Here is a 14,954-nt window from a genome sequence, read left to right as displayed (position 1 = left end):
CGTAGGTTTTTCGGGCTTGTCCTCGCATCAGCGAGGATGCGAAGGTGGCGGGGTAATGGACGCCTGCTGGAAGCGGCGTCGCTTAGGGCTTGCGAAGGAGGTTGGACTGGCGCAGCCGAAGGCGCAGCCAGGTCGTACCTCCGGGGTGCGAGCCCGACCCCGACGGCGGAGCACCCGAAAAACCGTAGTAGGCCGACCTTCAGGTCGGACGTCGACTCGCTGCTGCTGGAATTATAAAGCCGGCACCGTCAGGAGCATATTTAAAAGTTTTAGATGATTTACGCAGCGTTACTCATCCTTGGTATTCACGATCTCAGCCGTAGGGTCCTGCATCAGGTCTTCCTTGCCCGTCAAAAACATGGATTTGAGGTGGATGAACTTCCTCGGATCCAGCTGCACCATGCCCACGTGTACGATGATCTCGACGATGAACCAGTAGGCTGCCATCAAGTGCAGTAGTCTGGCAAGCCCCAGCCCGGACAGGCTCAGGGTCGGCGCAATGAAGTCCAGCACTTTCAGCACAACTCCTGAAATGTTGGTGTCCAGCACTGTCAGCGTGGTAGAGTAGAGCACCAGCCCCGTGAACGATACGATAAACAGGGCAATATAATGAGAATAGATCAGCAGCTTGGTGACCGGGTGCAGGCGGTTTCTAAACCGGCGGCCCTGCTCATCGTAGATCGTGTAGCGGGGGTATTCTCCCCCCGAGAAGAACCCTGACAGGATTTTGGCCAGCCGCCTGATGTCGGACGGCCACAGCCAGTATTCGGCCAGCCTGCCGTTGATTATAGAGCTGTACGGGACGACGATCCAGTTGATCGCCACGAAAGCGGCGGCTGCGATGATGTGTATGGCGTAGGCGTCCCGGTAGCTCAGGTAGGGTATGCCCAGGTATATGATGAAGCCGGTAATCAGCAGAGCCGTCAGGAACACGATGTTGGCGTAGTGGGACAGCCTCTCGAGGGTGGTGTGGCGGACTACGACCATCCTGTTGCCGGCTTTCTGCTTCTCTTTTTCCATCATTTCACCCTGATCGTGTGCACCGCGCAGGATACGCAGGGGTCGAACGAGCGGATGATGTGGTACAGGCTGATCGGGTTTCCTTCCGAGCCGGGAATGTTGCCCCGGGGCGTGGTCTTGACGCCTATCAGGGACAGCTCCAGCGGGCCGAACTTGGTTTCGGCATCCCTGGGGGAAGCGTTCCACGTGGTCGGGGAGACGATCTGGTACCCGGCGATCTTGCCGTCTTCGTCCAGCCGCATCCAGTGGCCGAGGGCGCCTCTGGGCGCCTCGATCATGCAGGCGCCGGCCTTTCCGGCCGGTGGCCTGACCTGTATGCAGTACTTCCGCGGGTCGGAGCTGGCCTCGAGATCGTTGATCCAGTCTCCGAGCAGCTGCGCGATGATCAGGCATTCCTGCATGCGGGACAGGACTCTCATGTAGACGCTGGTCATGGTGTAACTTTTGCCGCTGGAGAACTTGGGGTTGCTGAAGTGCAGCATCTGCATGATGTTCCTGATGTAGGGCTCTCTGGTGTTGATCATCCTGGCCATGGGCCCGGTTTCGCAGGGCACGTTGCCGTACCTGGGAGCCTTGACAAAGCTGTACTTCTGCCCGGAGAAGTCGATGTCGGCGGCCTTCGTGGCCGGAGCGGTCTCCCCTGCCGAAGGCGCGAGAGCCGCATCGCTGCCGCCGTACGAGAAGAACGAGCTGCCGACCTGCTCGGTTATCATGGCAGGGTCGACTTTCCCGGCGCTCTCGTAGAGGTTCTGCATGCCCCCGGTGGTGAAGCCCGAAGGTATCTCGAAGGTTCCGGCTGTCTCGCCGTCTACCGGGGTGTAGCCGTCTGTGAAGCGGCCGTTGCTGTCCCTGACTTTGTAGAATGCGCCGTAGTTCAGGAACCCGATCAGCTGGTCGTACAGCGGGTAGCCGCCCAGCGTATCCAGCTCGACGTAGACCGGCATCGACAGGAAGTCGTAGCTCATCATCCGGGAGCCGAACACCGAGAAGAGCTGCATGTCATTCCAGCCCTTGTCCCGGGCCAGGTTTCCCGTGGGGAGGGACTTGATCTGGTTGAGGATGAAGTCCGGGTTCGACTGTTTACTGTGGGTGCTCTCGACCCAGCTGTCCAGCGAAAGCGGGTATGTGAGCCTCTTTTCCAGGAAGTCGACGATGCTGGCGTAGTACCCTTTGAGCCTCATGATGTCCGACGCAGAGGGGTTGACTGTGACACCTCCGGGCACGATGGCCGGGGAGTGGGGGGAGCGGCCTCCCAGGAGCGCCTCGGCTTCGCCCGTGAGCTTAATGAACCTGAGCGCCTCGGTATACGCTGTTCCCGGAGCAGTGTAGCCCGAGGACGCGTAGCCGGGCACGTTGAACCGGCCGGCCAGCTCCCTGGTCAGCGCAGTGCCTACATCGGAGTACTTGAGAAGGTCGCCGTAGATGGGGTCTGCCAGATCCGGAAGGAACGACAGGTACAGGTTCTCCACGTGGCTGCGCAGCCATGCCAGGCCGCTCATGATGTTCCGCACCAGCAGCGCATCCTTTGGTATCTGGTCCGTGACTCCGGCCAGGCTCTCGACAGCGCCGGCGGCCGCTATCGCGTGAGGCGTGGAGCACATGCCGCACACCCGCTGGGTAAAGTAGACCGCATCCATCGGGTCCCGGCCGAGCATCAGCTGCTCGAAGCCCCGGTAGGTGGTGCCAGAGCACCTGGCATCGACGACCGAGCCGTCTTTCATCTCCACCGAGACCCGGAGCCCGCCTTGCGTCCGGCTGACCGGATCGATCTCTATCCTGACCATCTATAGCCCACCTCTTTTATTGCGCTTTTCAGACTGGCCGTCCTCGTCGTTCTCGTTATCTCCGATGGCGAGGCGCTTGACCGCGTGGATGCCAGCGCCGAGGATGGCGGCGCCCACGATCACCCTGGCCCCCAGGTCGACGTCGATGCCGGAGATGAGGCTCCTGTCCTCGACCCTGCGGAAGAAGGGCATGAACGCGCCCGGGAACTCTGCCTCGACGCAGGCCACGCATGGTCCCCCGGCCCGGGTGCACATGTTTACCCCGCCGTTCCACTGCCTCACCGGGCAGTCAGCGTAAGTGACGGTACCCTTGCAGCCCAAACCGTAGAGACAGCCTTCGCCGGCAAACTGAGAATCTCTGCGGCCCTCGTCGTAAGAGCCCCGCCTCGTACATGATTCGTGTACCGCCCTCTTGCTGAAGAAAGCCACCGGGCGGCGGTAATCGTCCACCTCGACCTCGGAGCCTGAGAGCACATCGGCGAGCGTCAGCAGGAACCAGTCAGGGTGCGGGGGGCAGCCCGGGACGTTGATCACCTTCTTGCGCATGTTCAGCTCGCTCAGGATGCCGTTGAACCGGGAAGCGCCGGTGTAGGCTACGCCCCGGGCGTCGGTGATGCTCCGGTCTGCCGCAGAAATGCCCCCGAAGGCCGCGCAGGTTCCCAGCGCGACGATGGTCTCCGCCTTCTCCGCCGCCTCTGAAAAGATCTCTTTCACCGGCCGACCCCCGGTGGTGCAGTACTTGCCCGTGCCGTCCGGGCCGTTGGGGATGGCGCCCTCGACCACCAGCACGTAGTTGCCAGAGTCGATGAGCAGGTCGAGTTTCTTGAGAGCGTTATAGTTATCGGGTGTTTTGGATACGCCGTCCAGCGTGATGCCCTGCTGGGCCATCAGGCCGTCGTGGTAAGAGATGACGGCCCCGATGCTGTCCAGCGCCGCCAGCACGTCCGGGTACCCTCCGTTCAGGAACGAAGCTGTACAGCCGCCGCAGCCGGAACCCCTCAGCCACAGCAGGCTCTTCCCGGAGCCCGAGATGGCCGCAGCGACGCCGGGCGCGTTCAGCGTGAGAAAAGCGCTGGCCCCAGTAGTAGCGGCCAGTGCCAGAAATGCCCTCCTGCCCAGCCCTGGCAATACAGGGCTGTCCGTCTTGTCACAAGTCATATCCATCCCGCCGGCGAGCCAGAGGCTCTTCTGTTGATAGCTGTATAACTTAATACACTAGCTCTTAAAATTCTTTCTGATCTTCAAATAAACCGTGTCAGCAGCATGCTTAGCTCAAATAATACCGCCAGTACCGCCAGCACTATCAGCTGCGAGAAGAGCGTCGGGTCCGGGGAGAAGAACATCGCCACCCCGAAGAGCAGCCCGTATACTGCCAGCCGGCCTCTGGTGAGCGTTTCTCTCTTCACCAGGCCCATCTTGATCGCCAGCACGATGATCAGGGGCACCTGGAAGACCAGGCCCAGGCCTGCCACGAAGTTGGTCACGATCGAGAACGTTTCGCCCACCGACAATGCAGGCGTGGCCACATCTGCCCCCTGCCCCAGGACGATGGCGAAGAACAGCGGCAGCGTCACAAAGTAGGCGATGAGACCGCCTGCTATGAATAGCAGGAGCGAGAACGGAAACACCAGGTACAGGAACCGCTTTTCGTGTGGATACAGTCCGGGCGCAGCAAAGCGGAACGCCTCGTAAACCAGCAGCGGGAAGCCGATGGCGATCGCCCCGATGAAGCACATGGTCACCCTCGCCTTGAACATCTCCATCGGGGCATACGTGGAAATCTTTACATAAGAAGGCACGGCGTGTGCCAGGACCGCGTCTACGAGGCCGGCCGCGAACGGAAAAATGGCCAGCATCAGCAAAAGGGTGACCGCGATCACGATGATCAGCCGGTTCCTCAGCTCCCTGAGGTGCTCCGACAGGCTCATCTCCCTGTCCCCGGGCGGAAGGCTTTTTTCGGCTGCCATCGCCGAAGAATAGGCCCCGGAAGCTATAAAGCTTTACTGACTGGCGGCCTTCTGAGGCCGCGGAGCAGCCCGTCGTATGGTCGGAAGCATATCCGGCGGACAAAAGTTACTTAGAGGCGATATCTCGACATCTCCGCCGGATATGCCCCCGACCGCTACGGTCATCAGGTCGTACCCGCATCCGGCGTGCTCATCACGCCTCTTACTACGCTGTCCGGCTGATCCTGTCCGCAGAGATCCGCATGTCGTTGATCATGTTCCTGATGTGGCCGATCCGGTTCTCCAGGTAGCTCATCCGGCTCTCGATGGCAGTGGCGTCACCGTGGCCATACTGCTCCTGATTATACCGGCTCTGGATGGCCCAGAGGCCCTTTTCGATCTCGGAAAGCTGCGCTTCGTACGTGTCAGCGTTGCTCACGCCTCTCGCCGCTATAGATCTGATCGCATCTGGATTAGCTGTGCCTGTGGCACTGGTATTGTTACCTGAGCCCGACGCGATGTTCAGATCGACCAGCTGAGATTCTACTCTGTTGCTCAGGTCGTCCGCCCGGAGCGTGAGCGAGTCCAGATCGTTCAAGACTGGCTCCCCCGATACTTTCTGCGCTACCGCGACCCCGGCCGCCGTACACGCCAGCAGTAAGGTTGCCACAATGATGACTGTCAGCTTCATACCCAACACCATACGAGATTTGGAGGGCGCATAAAAAAGGTGATCGCAGGAAAAGCCCGGCCAAGCTTTAGGGGCTGTCGCAGGCGAGCTCCATAATCGCTCGCCTGCACTGCCGTGATGAACGTCTCGATAATCCATATATACGCGCGCTTCGTACCATACGCGTGCTATGGGCCTTCTGGAATTCTTTTCCCGCCGGACGGAAAAGCCGCTGCCGATCGGGCTCGAGCAGGTGTATGACGCCTCGATCAGGGACGAGCCCGAGATCCGCATGCTGGCCCATAACAGGCGGCTGGCCGACGCCATCCAGGACTTCCAGGACCACGAGGACAACCCCCGGCCGCAGGAGATCTTCACCTTCGAGGACGAGCGGCGGCTGCAGCCCGACTATCATGTCCCGTACTACTGGTGCGCCAGCTACTACATGAAGAAGCGGAACTACGAGCTGGCGAAGGATGTCCTGCGGGCCGGGATCGAGAAGTGCAGGGGCAAGAGCGCCCTGTGCCGGCGGCTGGCGGAATGCTATTTTTGTACGGGAGACCTCGAACAATCGATCTACTGGTTCTGCACCGCCATCATGGCCGGCGACCAGACCGACTTCAATCCGTATCTTTTCATCGGCTACATGTGCGACGCCTACGGCCTGAAAAAGCAGGCATACTGGGCGAGGCGCAGGGCCAGGGGCATCTCTTACGCGATGTCGTACGCCGCCCTCGAGTACGTCCACTCGGACAGGGATAAGATCATGACATTCGCTACCGACAGGAAGACGGAAAAGGCAGTGAAGATGCTGGAGGCCTTCTACCTGCACGCCAGCAAGACGCTGGGTGACCTGTAGTTATATAATCCCCGGGCACTGATAGCTGATCATGCCAGTCATCGAAGTCAAGATGTGGGACGGCCGCACCGCCGAGCAGAAGAAGCAGATCGTCGAAGGCATCACCAAAGTCTTCACCGACCAGGGCGTGCCGGCCTCGGCGGTCCACGTGGTCCTGATCAACGTGAAGAAGGAAGACTGGGCTATCGGCGGCAAGATGTGCAGCGAGCAGTAGCTCGCTGCAAATATCGGCGCTGGCTATACGTACGCCGATACTACCTCATTTTTCTCGCTATCTCTCCGATCATATGGCCAGCCCTTATTCGGCATTATTTTTCGCCTATCTGCTAATCGTCGACAACTTTATATATTGCATTGATACCATATTGTACTGATACAATATGAGGACCATACAGCAAGTTAGCGTATCTTCCACTTCATCTGATCTAGAGCAAAAAGCCCGAGCATACCTCGATACTTTATGCACCTTCCAGCACTCCCGGAGCGTGGGCTCCCCCGGAAACCAAGCGGCAGCGGAATTCGTCGCCCGGACCTTCGGCCTGTTCGGGTATACTATTGATACCACACCATTCGAGTGCCTGGACTTCGAGAGCGGAGCCTCGTCGCTAAAATGCGGCGGCAAATCGTACGACCTGTATCCGGGCCCGTACTCTCCGGGCTATTCCGGATCTGAAAAGCTCGTGGCCGTCTCTACTCTCGAAGAGCTGAAGAAGGCCCGGTGCAAGGGGAAGATCCTGCTCCTGAAGGGCGAGCTGTGTGTCGAGCAGCTGATGCCGAAGGACTACCCGTTCTACTATCCCGACCACCACAGGGCGCTGCACAAGCTGCTGGAAAAGAAGCAGCCGGCAGCGATCATTACCGCTACAGGCAAGAACCCGGCAATGGTCGGAGGCATGTACCCGTACCCGATGATCGAGGACGGCAACTTCGACATACCTTCTGCCTACTGTACGGATGTGCTGGGGGAGGAGATCGCAGCCCACGCAGGACAAGTCGTCGAGCTTACCATCGATGCCCGGCGCATACCGGCAAAGGCCTGTAACGTGATCGCCGTCAAGAACCCGGAAGCGGCGAAAAAAGTGGTCGTCACCGCCCACGTCGATGCCAAGGCTACGACGCCCGGAGCACTCGATAATGCCTCAGGTGTGGTAGTGCTGATGCTGCTGGCCGAGATGCTCGAAGGCTACGCGAGGAAGACCGGTATCGAGCTGGTCGCCGTCAACGGTGAAGATAATTACAGCGCCGCCGGTGAGATGGATTACCTCCGCAGGTATGGGGCTGAGATCGGCAGAGTCCGCCTTGCCCTCAACATCGACGGCGCAGGGTATGTGAAAGGAAAGACCGCTTACTCGTTCTACGGCTGCCCGGACGAGCTACAGGAGAATGTCTGCAAACTCCTGGACCGCTTTAACGGCCTGACCGAAGGACCGGAGTGGCCCCAGGGAGACCACATGATCTTCGCCATGAGCGGGGCACCTGCCATCGCTTTCACTTCGGAGCACTTGCTGAAGCTGACCGCCGACATCACTCACACTTCAAGAGATGTCCCGGAGCTGGTCGATTGCAGAAAGCTCGTCGAGCTGGCGGAAGCGATCATGCAGCTGATCACCACGGAGGAATAACCATGACTGCGACTATCTATTATTTTTCCGGCACTGGTAACTCGCTCCATGCTGCCCGGCGGATTGCAGAGCACGTAAAAGACTCTAAGTTAGTGAACATCGCCGGCCTGGCCGGAGCTACTGAAATCGTCGAAAACGACGAGACAGTCGGCCTGGTATTTCCCGTTTTCTTCGGGGACATGCCGGACATAGTCAAAGACTTCCTCGGCAAGCTGAAGATCACCGGCAAGCCTTACTTCTTTGCAGTCGCCACATATGGCGTCATGCAGGGAAACGTCCTCTTCTCGCTGGACAGGCAGTTAAAAACTAAAGGCATTGAGATGTCGGCGAGCTTCACCCTGGCGATGCCCGACAACGCCTACACGAAGATGAACTTCATCACACCTCCGGAGCAGAGGGAAGCCATCCTGAAGGCCTCCGAAGCCCGCCTGGCAGAGATCGCCGACGCTATCAGCCATAAGCAGGCGGTACCGGTCCCGGGCAAGAGTTCCGTCACCGCCGGTATCATGTCAGGGACGATCAAAGCCGTTTGCGGTAACTTCCAGAAAGGCTTCCACTCGAATAGCGATTGCACTGGCTGCCACACTTGCGAGAAGATCTGTCCGGCCAGCAACATCGAGGTCAGCGGCACCACGGTGACGTGGGGCGATAAATGTGCGAAATGCCTCGCCTGCTTCCACTGGTGCCCTCAGCAGGCGGTCCAGCTCGACAAGAAGACTCCAGCGATCGCCAGATATCACCACCCGCGGGTGACAGAAAAAGACCTGACGGCCAGGGAAGCCTGAGCCATCCTGTTCCAAGCTGAACAGTCGTAGAAGTATCTAAACATTCTTACTTCGAGGCAGAAACCCATACCGTCACCGGTATCCAGCCTTTGATCCCTGAAGGGATAACTTCGTGTACCTCAGCCTGGAAAAATTTGGACCGGCCGCCGTCCATACCGCCGAATATGTCATAATGAATAAATACCTCCAGGGTATCATTTTGATTGTCTAAGGCTTCAATCCCATTGTCGATAAATATATAACTTGTATAGTTATTCGCTGGCTGACATATACTGCCAGCCTGAGGCTCATAGATAGAGTAGTGAGCAGTACTCCCTGTTGATACGGGTGAAAGAGGGGTAACCATATTTTTTTCGACATTTTTCATGGATTGACTTACAGACTTATTATTAATTATCCAGTCCATATATGTGACATTAATATCGGTCAGGTTATCAGATTCATGCTTTAGTGATAGCATATCTCCGTGCTCTGTTTTTAACTGTTCGGCCGACCATCCATCATTACCTGTTCTGAGACTGCTAATATTATACAAAGCATCTCCCTCCATAAACGGGATGGGAACATATATTTCAGTAATATTTTGATTTGAGTAGTGATCCAGCCCATTGATTTCTACCGTATATCTATAAGCAGGGTATGCAGATTCTTGGAGACACCCACATATGAAGATTAGACACGTACATACTAATATAATAAAGGGGATTGGAATCACTATTTTCTTCATATAAAACACCACATCACTTTATTTCTGTATAATAAACTTTAGTGTCCCTATGCTAATAAACCATTTCCTACCTATTTTTAAGGTATTGTATCATGTTACTGTCATTAAAGATAATACCGTAGAAGATTAGCGGTAAGTCTGGTATAGTAATACACACAAAGAGGACGCCCGCGATTATCGCTACCGCAGATATGATTTTTCTGCTTTTAAAAACACTTACTCCGTAAGCTATCGTGCCAAAACCTAATCCAACCATCAGCTTCGGTACAGTGGATAGGGGATTAAAGATTGTGTCCATTATACTGATATCATACAACATTAACCAAATACCGTCGACTATGGTAAAGATAATTCCAAATGATACAAACGTAACAATTAAAGAAGTAACCGGATTTGTATTACGGAAGCAGAGGAAGATGATGATGAGCGGCAGGATATACACAAACAAAATATTCAGTCCAAATATCTCTCTGAATGGCAACGGTGTGTAATAGGTCGCTATGTGGTTGCATACACGAGCCATCATGATAGAAAACACAATTGATAACCCAATAATTATAGCACGCTTATCGATGCGATTATCTATTTTCACATACATAAAAATCACGTCTAAAAAAAGGGTTATTAATTTGGACTATAATAACCCATGTAAACAACTTTTGATACTCCGTTAAAGTATCCTGGCCATTCATTGTTAAGGATATAGTCCGAATACCAGTTATAGGAGAGGTGATCCTTAACTGAATTCATTGCATAATCCCTTCCTGTATCCCAGCCATTGCTATCAATATAGTGTTTGGCAGCTAATAAATCGAAGTGCTCATGGTGGCTGCTCCCGTAGCTCCAGTCAATGTTGTTCAGACTATCATGACCGCCATCAAAGACGAGCATATGGTAACGGTTCGTGAAAAATCCGCCATTGTATAACTGGTCATTAGTAAACATATTTGCACTACTCCAAGTCATGGATGTCGGGCTGGAACCGTGGAGTGCATATTCATTCCACCCCTGTCCAGAACCGTACCAATCGCCATCAGTCTGACCCGGAGAACTGGTAGTATGGAAGATTAACTCATGCTCAATCTGCCCCTTGTTTCTGTTTAAGAACACGATGTTGACGGGGCCCGTGTGCCCGTTCGTATTTGAGGCACTGTTAATCCATCCCCAGAGATACATCTGGTACGAATAGATTTGCTGGGTATTATCGGTAGCGGACATCATCACCGCTGAAACACTGGACTTGGCATCTCCCTGAGATGATAAATACTCCTCATCTGCAAGTCTTTTCGCAGTTTCCTTTCCAAGCTGCTCCTCCAGGAATTTTATGTACTCAGCATTTACCTTATAAAATTCCGCTTTAGTCATTGGCTTGTTATATTTGCTAAGATCAACGTGTGTAGAATTTGCTACACTTAGACCAATATATTTCTCATCGCCATTTGAAGCTATGCTAATAGGGGTTATGGAAATCATAAGCCCTACAAGAATAAAAATTGAAATGCATTTGTTTACATTAAGCAATTATAATCCTCCAATAATCTGTTATAACTCAACATATCACATTCGATGCGCTTTTTATGGAGTATAATAAGCAATGCACTGCTATACAAACCCATATTTCATCAATATATAAAGAATTAGAATATCATGTGATATATCACGTGATATTAATATGTTAAGCTGTTAGTCGACATAAATCATTTAATCAACTTCTTAATAGAAAAAATATATTTATATACATCTTTTCCATATTATGAGAATAAGGGGTATCTGGGGTATCACCATGAATAATAACGAAATAACGTATGCTGAAATACGCTCTCTGAATCGAAGTTCTGTGAAAAGAAGAATTCTTCGGTATCTGAAAAGGCTAAACGGTAAAATAACTATTCTCGGCTTATCTCGTGAAATAGGCTCTAACTTTTCGAATACCTATTATGCGATCTTTGGTGACGGGTTAAAATATGCCTTTGAAGGCGCACTTATTACTATGGCTATGATTGACATAGAATACAGTAAAGATGGCTCTATTCTGTGTAATATTATAATGAAGGGTATCGCCGCTATTGATTTTATAACCGAGTAGTCTTCTGTATCCCAATATTTGACATATTCTAAAGTAGTTTTGCTTACTGGTATTGTATCCAGTCCCTGAACTCTTTCAGCGGCGGGAACTCTAGCGTCTCGCCTTCTACGACGATGATGGGCCGGTAGCTTCCGATGTCGCCCTCCCGGATGAACTTTGACATGAAGTCCCGGGAGTCCATGTAATTAATAGAAGTCCCGGCGCATAATGGGTTGAACGCCGGCAGCACGAGGATGTCCTTGCCCCGCCAGGCGTTTTTGCCGTAAAGGAAGCAGGGCTCCTTCTTCATTTCTATATCGAGGGTAGGGTGCTCGTGACCGATCACGATGAGCTTGATATCATTATCGTTCGCCCTCTCGGGGATGGCGTCGCCGTGGGCGAACATCACTCCACCGGCAACGTAGAACTGCTCGCTCTTGAGGCCGTCGACGTCCTGCAGGGCGGCGTCCAGCATCTTGTCGTGCGATCCCGTGATGAGGACGACCTCGTCCACCGAGGACAGGAGCGCCATCATGATCCGGTCGAAGGATTTCTTGGTGCCTTTGCGGAGCTTGTGGAACTCGTGGAGCACGTCGCCGTCGAGCACGATCGTTTTAGGAGAAAACCGCTGCACGACAGACTTGAACTTTTTCAACAGTTCTTTTTCCTCCTCCAGCGGCATGGCGAAGCCCTCCGCCTGGAGGGCGCCTTCGATGCCTATATGCACGTCAGAGACGGCGCACGCTCCCGTCTCCGGGAAGTAAGCGGCGCCGTTCAGGTACTCGATCTTCATGCCTGGATTTTCTCCATGACCCGCTGGTGGAACTCTTTCAGCAGAGAGTTCTTGTCCTCCGCCAGCACCACGTCCGAGGCTGACAGCGAGGCGATACCGAAGCTGAGCGGGCTCGGGGTATCCACCGGGATCAGCTCTACCTCTATTTCCCCGTCCTTGATGCCCCGGATGATCTGCTGGATGTGGGTTATCTCCAGCTTGTCCTCGATGATCTCCCGGTAGGCTTCTTCGAGGACGGCGAAGTTGTCCAGCTTGTGGGCGTAGGACAGCATCATGTCGGCCGACACCTGCTGGCGCTTGGCGCTCTTCTGGTGGCCCTTGTAGTTCCTGAGGATCATGAGGGATCTGGTCGCGTTGATCCTGAACATGCGCTTCAGCAGCTGGGATTCCTCGAGCGACAGCCGGAGCAGGTCTTTGACCTTGGTCTCGTCCAGCGACTCTATGTACTCCATGAGGTCCAGCTTCTTGGACAGCGGCACCGAGATGAAGAACCCGTTGTCGCTGACCGAGATGGTCACGTTACTGGTCCGCTGGCGGGATACGATGTAAGCCAGCACCCGGCTCAGCCCGTCGTTGAACGGCCTGCCGTAGTTAGACTGGAAGTAGTAATACCGGCGGAAGTGGGGCTTGTCGAGGTGCTCCTCGATGACGAACTTCTTCCTCGTGGAGATCGACTCGGTGCCTTTGTACCGGATCTGCTCGTCGAAGATCTGGTAGATGCTCTCCGCGCTGTTCTCGTCCAGCGGATATGTATTTAACAGCCACTTGCGGGTGCTGCGGTCCCCGACCCTGCGGGCCATCATGTCCCGGAAGTCCAGGATGTGCAGCGCCAGGTCGAAGGACAGCGGCAGCCTCTCCGAGAACCACGACGGGACCGTGGGCCGGCTGTGGGACGGGTCGACGTAGACCTTGCTGCCCCTGCGGTACTGGAACTCGAAGAATTTTCCTCCCAGCACGAACACGTCGCCCTTCTGCAACTTTTCCAGATATTGCTCGTCGAGCTTGCCTACCCACTTCTGGTCGCTTCTCGTGATCACGTCGCAGGAGAACTCGTCGGGGATGGTGCCGATATTCGTATAATAGATCATCCGGGCCAGCTTGCCCCTCCGGCCGATCTTGCCGGTCTCGGGGTCATGCCAGATCTTGCCGTAGATGCTCCGGTCCTCCATGCCCGGCAGACTGCCCGCCAGGTACTTGATGACCTCATCGAAGTCCTCGTCGCTCAGGTTCCGGTAGCAGTAGCACCGGCGGACGATCTGCTTGACTCTCTCCAGTTCCATGGGCTCGTTGATGGCCATGCCGAACACGTGCTGGACCAGCACGTCCAGGCAGTTCTCGGGGATGTAGACGCCGTCGATGAAGCCGTCCTGCGCCTTCTTGAGCATGACTGCGCACTCGATCAGCTCGTCCCTGTCCAGCGCGATGACCCGGCCCTTGACGACCTGGCCCAGGCTGTGGCCGGCCCTGCCGACCCGCTGCAGCAGCGCCGAAACTGATTTCGGGGAGCCGACCTGGATCACGAGGTCCAGGTACGGCATGTCGATGCCCAGCTCCAGCGAGGTCGACGAGGTGGCGACTTTGAGGGTGCCTGCCTTCAGCTTGTCCTCGATGTCGAGGCGGCCTCCCTTCGATAGCGAGCCGTGGTGGCAGCCGGAGTTCTCCTCGTTGTAGAAGTCAGGGTACTCCTTGCGCAGGTGATACAGGATACGCTCCGCCCCGCTCCGGGTGTTGGTGAAGACGAGGGTGTTGGTGTTCTCCTGGATCATGCCGTGGATCATCTCGTACAGCGCGCTGTTGACCTCCTGAGCGGAGGCTTCGATCAGGTTGGGCACAGGGCACAATAACTTTAAGTCGAATTCCCTGACGAAGCGGGTGTCCACTACCGAGACGTCCCTGATCTTGCCGTCCTCGCACCCGGCGAGGAACTCGGCTATCCGGTCCAGCGGCTCTACGGTGGCACTGCAGCCGATGCGGACGAACGGCTTCCTGACCACTTCTTCCAGCCTCTCAAGAGCGAGCGACAGGAAGACGCCTCTCTTGGTGTCGGCCATGGAGTGAATTTCGTCCACGATCACCCACCGCACCGTCGCCAGCTTCTCCACGAACTTGGGGGAGTTCAGCAGGATGGCCAGCGTCTCGGGCGTGGTGTTCAGGATGTGCGGAGTCTTGCGCAGCATGGAGGAGCGCTCGTCGCTGGCGGTGTCGCCGTGCCGGATGGCTGCCCGGATCAGCTTCTCGTCTCCGTACAGCTTGCTAATCTGGTCCAGCGGCTGCTCCAGGTTCTTGTGGATGTCGTTGGCCAGGGACTTGAGCGGTGAAATGTAAATGCAGTAGACGCTGTTCTCCAGGCCGTTCTCCGAGCTGGCGAGCAGGAACAGCTCGTTGATGATGGCGGTGAACGATGACAGGGTCTTGCCTGAGCCGGTGGGGCTGCAGATGAGCACGTTTTTGCCCTGGTGGATGAGGGGGATGGCCAGCCTCTGGGGCGGGGTAAAATAGCCGTTGTTGACCTGCTTTTTCGGGCCGAAGGCCTCGGTCCACCACTTGCGGACGGAAGGCTCGAACAGGGTGAGTATCTCCTCGTCCGTGTGATCGAGCGTGGCGTAGCTCACGGAGGAGGGCGGCGTGTACGACGTTTTTCTCTTTCTCTTAGCTGTCATATGTAGATAACCTGCTGTAGATG

At 55.4% G+C, this 14,954-nt stretch carries 16 protein-coding genes; 7 read left to right on the top strand and 9 right to left on the bottom strand.

Going from position 1 to position 14,954, the window contains the following annotated elements:
* The first annotated feature begins 36 nt into the window (after positions 1-36).
* Positions 37-237, top strand: coding sequence for a hypothetical protein (locus ACPLPM_RS00565; protein WP_424358288.1), 201 nt, complete (start codon positions 37-39; stop codon positions 235-237).
* Between the two features lie 51 nt (positions 238-288).
* Here ACPLPM_RS00565 and ACPLPM_RS00560 read toward each other — a convergent pair whose 3' ends face one another.
* The 5 genes from ACPLPM_RS00560 to ACPLPM_RS00540 form a co-directional block, all read right to left on the bottom strand.
* A complete protein-coding gene (locus ACPLPM_RS00560; RefSeq protein WP_424358287.1) occupies positions 289-1,023 on the bottom strand; it encodes a cytochrome b/b6 domain-containing protein in 735 nt (244 codons plus the stop codon).
* Positions 1,020-2,804, bottom strand: coding sequence for a nickel-dependent hydrogenase large subunit (locus ACPLPM_RS00555; protein ID WP_424358286.1), 1,785 nt, complete (start codon positions 2,802-2,804; stop codon positions 1,020-1,022). Before ACPLPM_RS00555 ends, ACPLPM_RS00560 begins: the two co-directional genes overlap by 4 nt.
* On the bottom strand, positions 2,805-3,968 hold the full coding sequence (locus ACPLPM_RS00550) for a hydrogenase small subunit (RefSeq protein ID WP_424358285.1): 1,164 nt from the start codon (positions 3,966-3,968) through the stop codon (positions 2,805-2,807).
* Positions 3,969-4,045: 77 nt separating this feature from the next.
* Positions 4,046-4,771 carry a twin-arginine translocase subunit TatC gene (gene tatC, locus ACPLPM_RS00545; protein WP_424358284.1) on the bottom strand — a complete coding sequence of 242 codons (726 nt, stop codon included), beginning with the start codon at positions 4,769-4,771 and terminating at the stop codon, positions 4,046-4,048.
* A gap of 205 nt (positions 4,772-4,976) precedes the next feature.
* The gene (locus tag ACPLPM_RS00540) at positions 4,977-5,441 is read right to left on the bottom strand and encodes a hypothetical protein (protein WP_424358283.1); all 465 of its coding nucleotides are present in this window, start codon (positions 5,439-5,441) and stop codon (positions 4,977-4,979) included.
* A gap of 169 nt (positions 5,442-5,610) precedes the next feature.
* On the opposite strand from ACPLPM_RS00540, the gene ACPLPM_RS00535 reads away from it, so the two are divergent.
* The 4 genes from ACPLPM_RS00535 to ACPLPM_RS00520 all read left to right on the top strand — a co-directional run bounded on the left by ACPLPM_RS00535 (position 5,611) and on the right by ACPLPM_RS00520 (position 8,686).
* Entirely contained in the window at positions 5,611-6,279 is a 669-nt protein-coding gene (locus tag ACPLPM_RS00535) for a hypothetical protein (RefSeq protein WP_424358282.1), read from the top strand.
* Between the two features lie 31 nt (positions 6,280-6,310).
* Positions 6,311-6,493: a 2-hydroxymuconate tautomerase gene (locus ACPLPM_RS00530; protein ID WP_424358281.1), complete on the top strand. Its 183-nt coding sequence runs from the start codon at positions 6,311-6,313 to the stop codon at positions 6,491-6,493.
* 166 nt (positions 6,494-6,659) lie between these two features.
* A complete protein-coding gene (locus ACPLPM_RS00525; protein ID WP_424358280.1) occupies positions 6,660-7,901 on the top strand; it encodes a M28 family metallopeptidase in 1,242 nt (413 codons plus the stop codon).
* 2 nt (positions 7,902-7,903) lie between these two features.
* A complete protein-coding gene (locus ACPLPM_RS00520) occupies positions 7,904-8,686 on the top strand; it encodes an EFR1 family ferrodoxin (RefSeq protein WP_424358279.1) in 783 nt (260 codons plus the stop codon).
* A 46-nt stretch (positions 8,687-8,732) separates the two neighbouring features.
* Here ACPLPM_RS00520 and ACPLPM_RS00515 read toward each other — a convergent pair whose 3' ends face one another.
* Positions 8,733-9,413: a hypothetical protein gene (locus tag ACPLPM_RS00515; protein ID WP_424358278.1), complete on the bottom strand. Its 681-nt coding sequence runs from the start codon at positions 9,411-9,413 to the stop codon at positions 8,733-8,735.
* A gap of 338 nt (positions 9,414-9,751) precedes the next feature.
* Here ACPLPM_RS00515 and ACPLPM_RS00510 point away from each other — a divergent pair, with 338 nt between their 5' ends.
* Positions 9,752-9,904 carry a hypothetical protein gene (locus ACPLPM_RS00510; RefSeq protein WP_424358277.1) on the top strand — a complete coding sequence of 51 codons (153 nt, stop codon included), beginning with the start codon at positions 9,752-9,754 and terminating at the stop codon, positions 9,902-9,904.
* A gap of 133 nt (positions 9,905-10,037) precedes the next feature.
* Here the strand turns inward: ACPLPM_RS00510 and ACPLPM_RS00505 are convergent, their stop codons facing one another.
* The gene (locus ACPLPM_RS00505; protein WP_424358276.1) at positions 10,038-10,934 is read right to left on the bottom strand and encodes a hypothetical protein; all 897 of its coding nucleotides are present in this window, start codon (positions 10,932-10,934) and stop codon (positions 10,038-10,040) included.
* Positions 10,935-11,166: 232 nt separating this feature from the next.
* On the opposite strand from ACPLPM_RS00505, the gene ACPLPM_RS00500 reads away from it, so the two are divergent.
* Positions 11,167-11,499 carry an archaellum operon transcriptional activator EarA family protein gene (locus ACPLPM_RS00500; RefSeq protein ID WP_424358275.1) on the top strand — a complete coding sequence of 111 codons (333 nt, stop codon included), beginning with the start codon at positions 11,167-11,169 and terminating at the stop codon, positions 11,497-11,499.
* Positions 11,500-11,542: 43 nt separating this feature from the next.
* Here ACPLPM_RS00500 and ACPLPM_RS00495 read toward each other — a convergent pair whose 3' ends face one another.
* Positions 11,543-12,271: a metallophosphoesterase gene (locus ACPLPM_RS00495; protein WP_424358274.1), complete on the bottom strand. Its 729-nt coding sequence runs from the start codon at positions 12,269-12,271 to the stop codon at positions 11,543-11,545.
* On the bottom strand, positions 12,268-14,931 hold the full coding sequence (locus tag ACPLPM_RS00490) for an ATP-dependent helicase (RefSeq protein ID WP_424358273.1): 2,664 nt from the start codon (positions 14,929-14,931) through the stop codon (positions 12,268-12,270). The genes ACPLPM_RS00495 and ACPLPM_RS00490 overlap by 4 nt, the downstream gene beginning before the upstream one ends.
* Positions 14,932-14,954 lie beyond the last annotated feature (23 nt).

Origin of the sequence: Methanocella sp. MCL-LM (assembly GCF_049676595.1) — an archaeon.
In the GTDB taxonomy this organism is placed as follows: Archaea; Halobacteriota; Methanocellia; order Methanocellales; family Methanocellaceae; genus Methanocella_A.
The sequence above is the reverse complement of the archived record's forward strand: the minus strand, read 5'-3'. Positions and strand labels throughout refer to the sequence as shown.

What these genes read in the sequence shown, in the direction of transcription:
- ACPLPM_RS00565 (WP_424358288.1), top strand. Translation starts at nt 37, where the DNA reads ATGCGAAGGTGGCGGGGTAATGGACGCCTGCTGGAAGCGGCGTCGCTT.
- ACPLPM_RS00560 (WP_424358287.1), bottom strand. Translation starts at nt 1,023, where the DNA reads ATGATGGAAAAAGAGAAGCAGAAAGCCGGCAACAGGATGGTCGTAGTC.
- ACPLPM_RS00555 (WP_424358286.1), bottom strand. Translation starts at nt 2,804, where the DNA reads ATGGTCAGGATAGAGATCGATCCGGTCAGCCGGACGCAAGGCGGGCTC.
- ACPLPM_RS00550 (WP_424358285.1), bottom strand. Translation starts at nt 3,968, where the DNA reads ATGGATATGACTTGTGACAAGACGGACAGCCCTGTATTGCCAGGGCTG.
- tatC (WP_424358284.1), bottom strand. Translation starts at nt 4,771, where the DNA reads ATGGCAGCCGAAAAAAGCCTTCCGCCCGGGGACAGGGAGATGAGCCTG.
- ACPLPM_RS00540 (WP_424358283.1), bottom strand. Translation starts at nt 5,441, where the DNA reads ATGAAGCTGACAGTCATCATTGTGGCAACCTTACTGCTGGCGTGTACG.
- ACPLPM_RS00535 (WP_424358282.1), top strand. Translation starts at nt 5,611, where the DNA reads ATGGGCCTTCTGGAATTCTTTTCCCGCCGGACGGAAAAGCCGCTGCCG.
- ACPLPM_RS00530 (WP_424358281.1), top strand. Translation starts at nt 6,311, where the DNA reads ATGCCAGTCATCGAAGTCAAGATGTGGGACGGCCGCACCGCCGAGCAG.
- ACPLPM_RS00525 (WP_424358280.1), top strand. Translation starts at nt 6,660, where the DNA reads ATGAGGACCATACAGCAAGTTAGCGTATCTTCCACTTCATCTGATCTA.
- ACPLPM_RS00520 (WP_424358279.1), top strand. Translation starts at nt 7,904, where the DNA reads ATGACTGCGACTATCTATTATTTTTCCGGCACTGGTAACTCGCTCCAT.
- ACPLPM_RS00515 (WP_424358278.1), bottom strand. Translation starts at nt 9,413, where the DNA reads ATGAAGAAAATAGTGATTCCAATCCCCTTTATTATATTAGTATGTACG.
- ACPLPM_RS00510 (WP_424358277.1), top strand. Translation starts at nt 9,752, where the DNA reads ATGGTAAAGATAATTCCAAATGATACAAACGTAACAATTAAAGAAGTA.
- ACPLPM_RS00500 (WP_424358275.1), top strand. Translation starts at nt 11,167, where the DNA reads ATGAGAATAAGGGGTATCTGGGGTATCACCATGAATAATAACGAAATA.
- ACPLPM_RS00495 (WP_424358274.1), bottom strand. Translation starts at nt 12,271, where the DNA reads ATGAAGATCGAGTACCTGAACGGCGCCGCTTACTTCCCGGAGACGGGA.
- ACPLPM_RS00490 (WP_424358273.1), bottom strand. Translation starts at nt 14,931, where the DNA reads ATGACAGCTAAGAGAAAGAGAAAAACGTCGTACACGCCGCCCTCCTCC.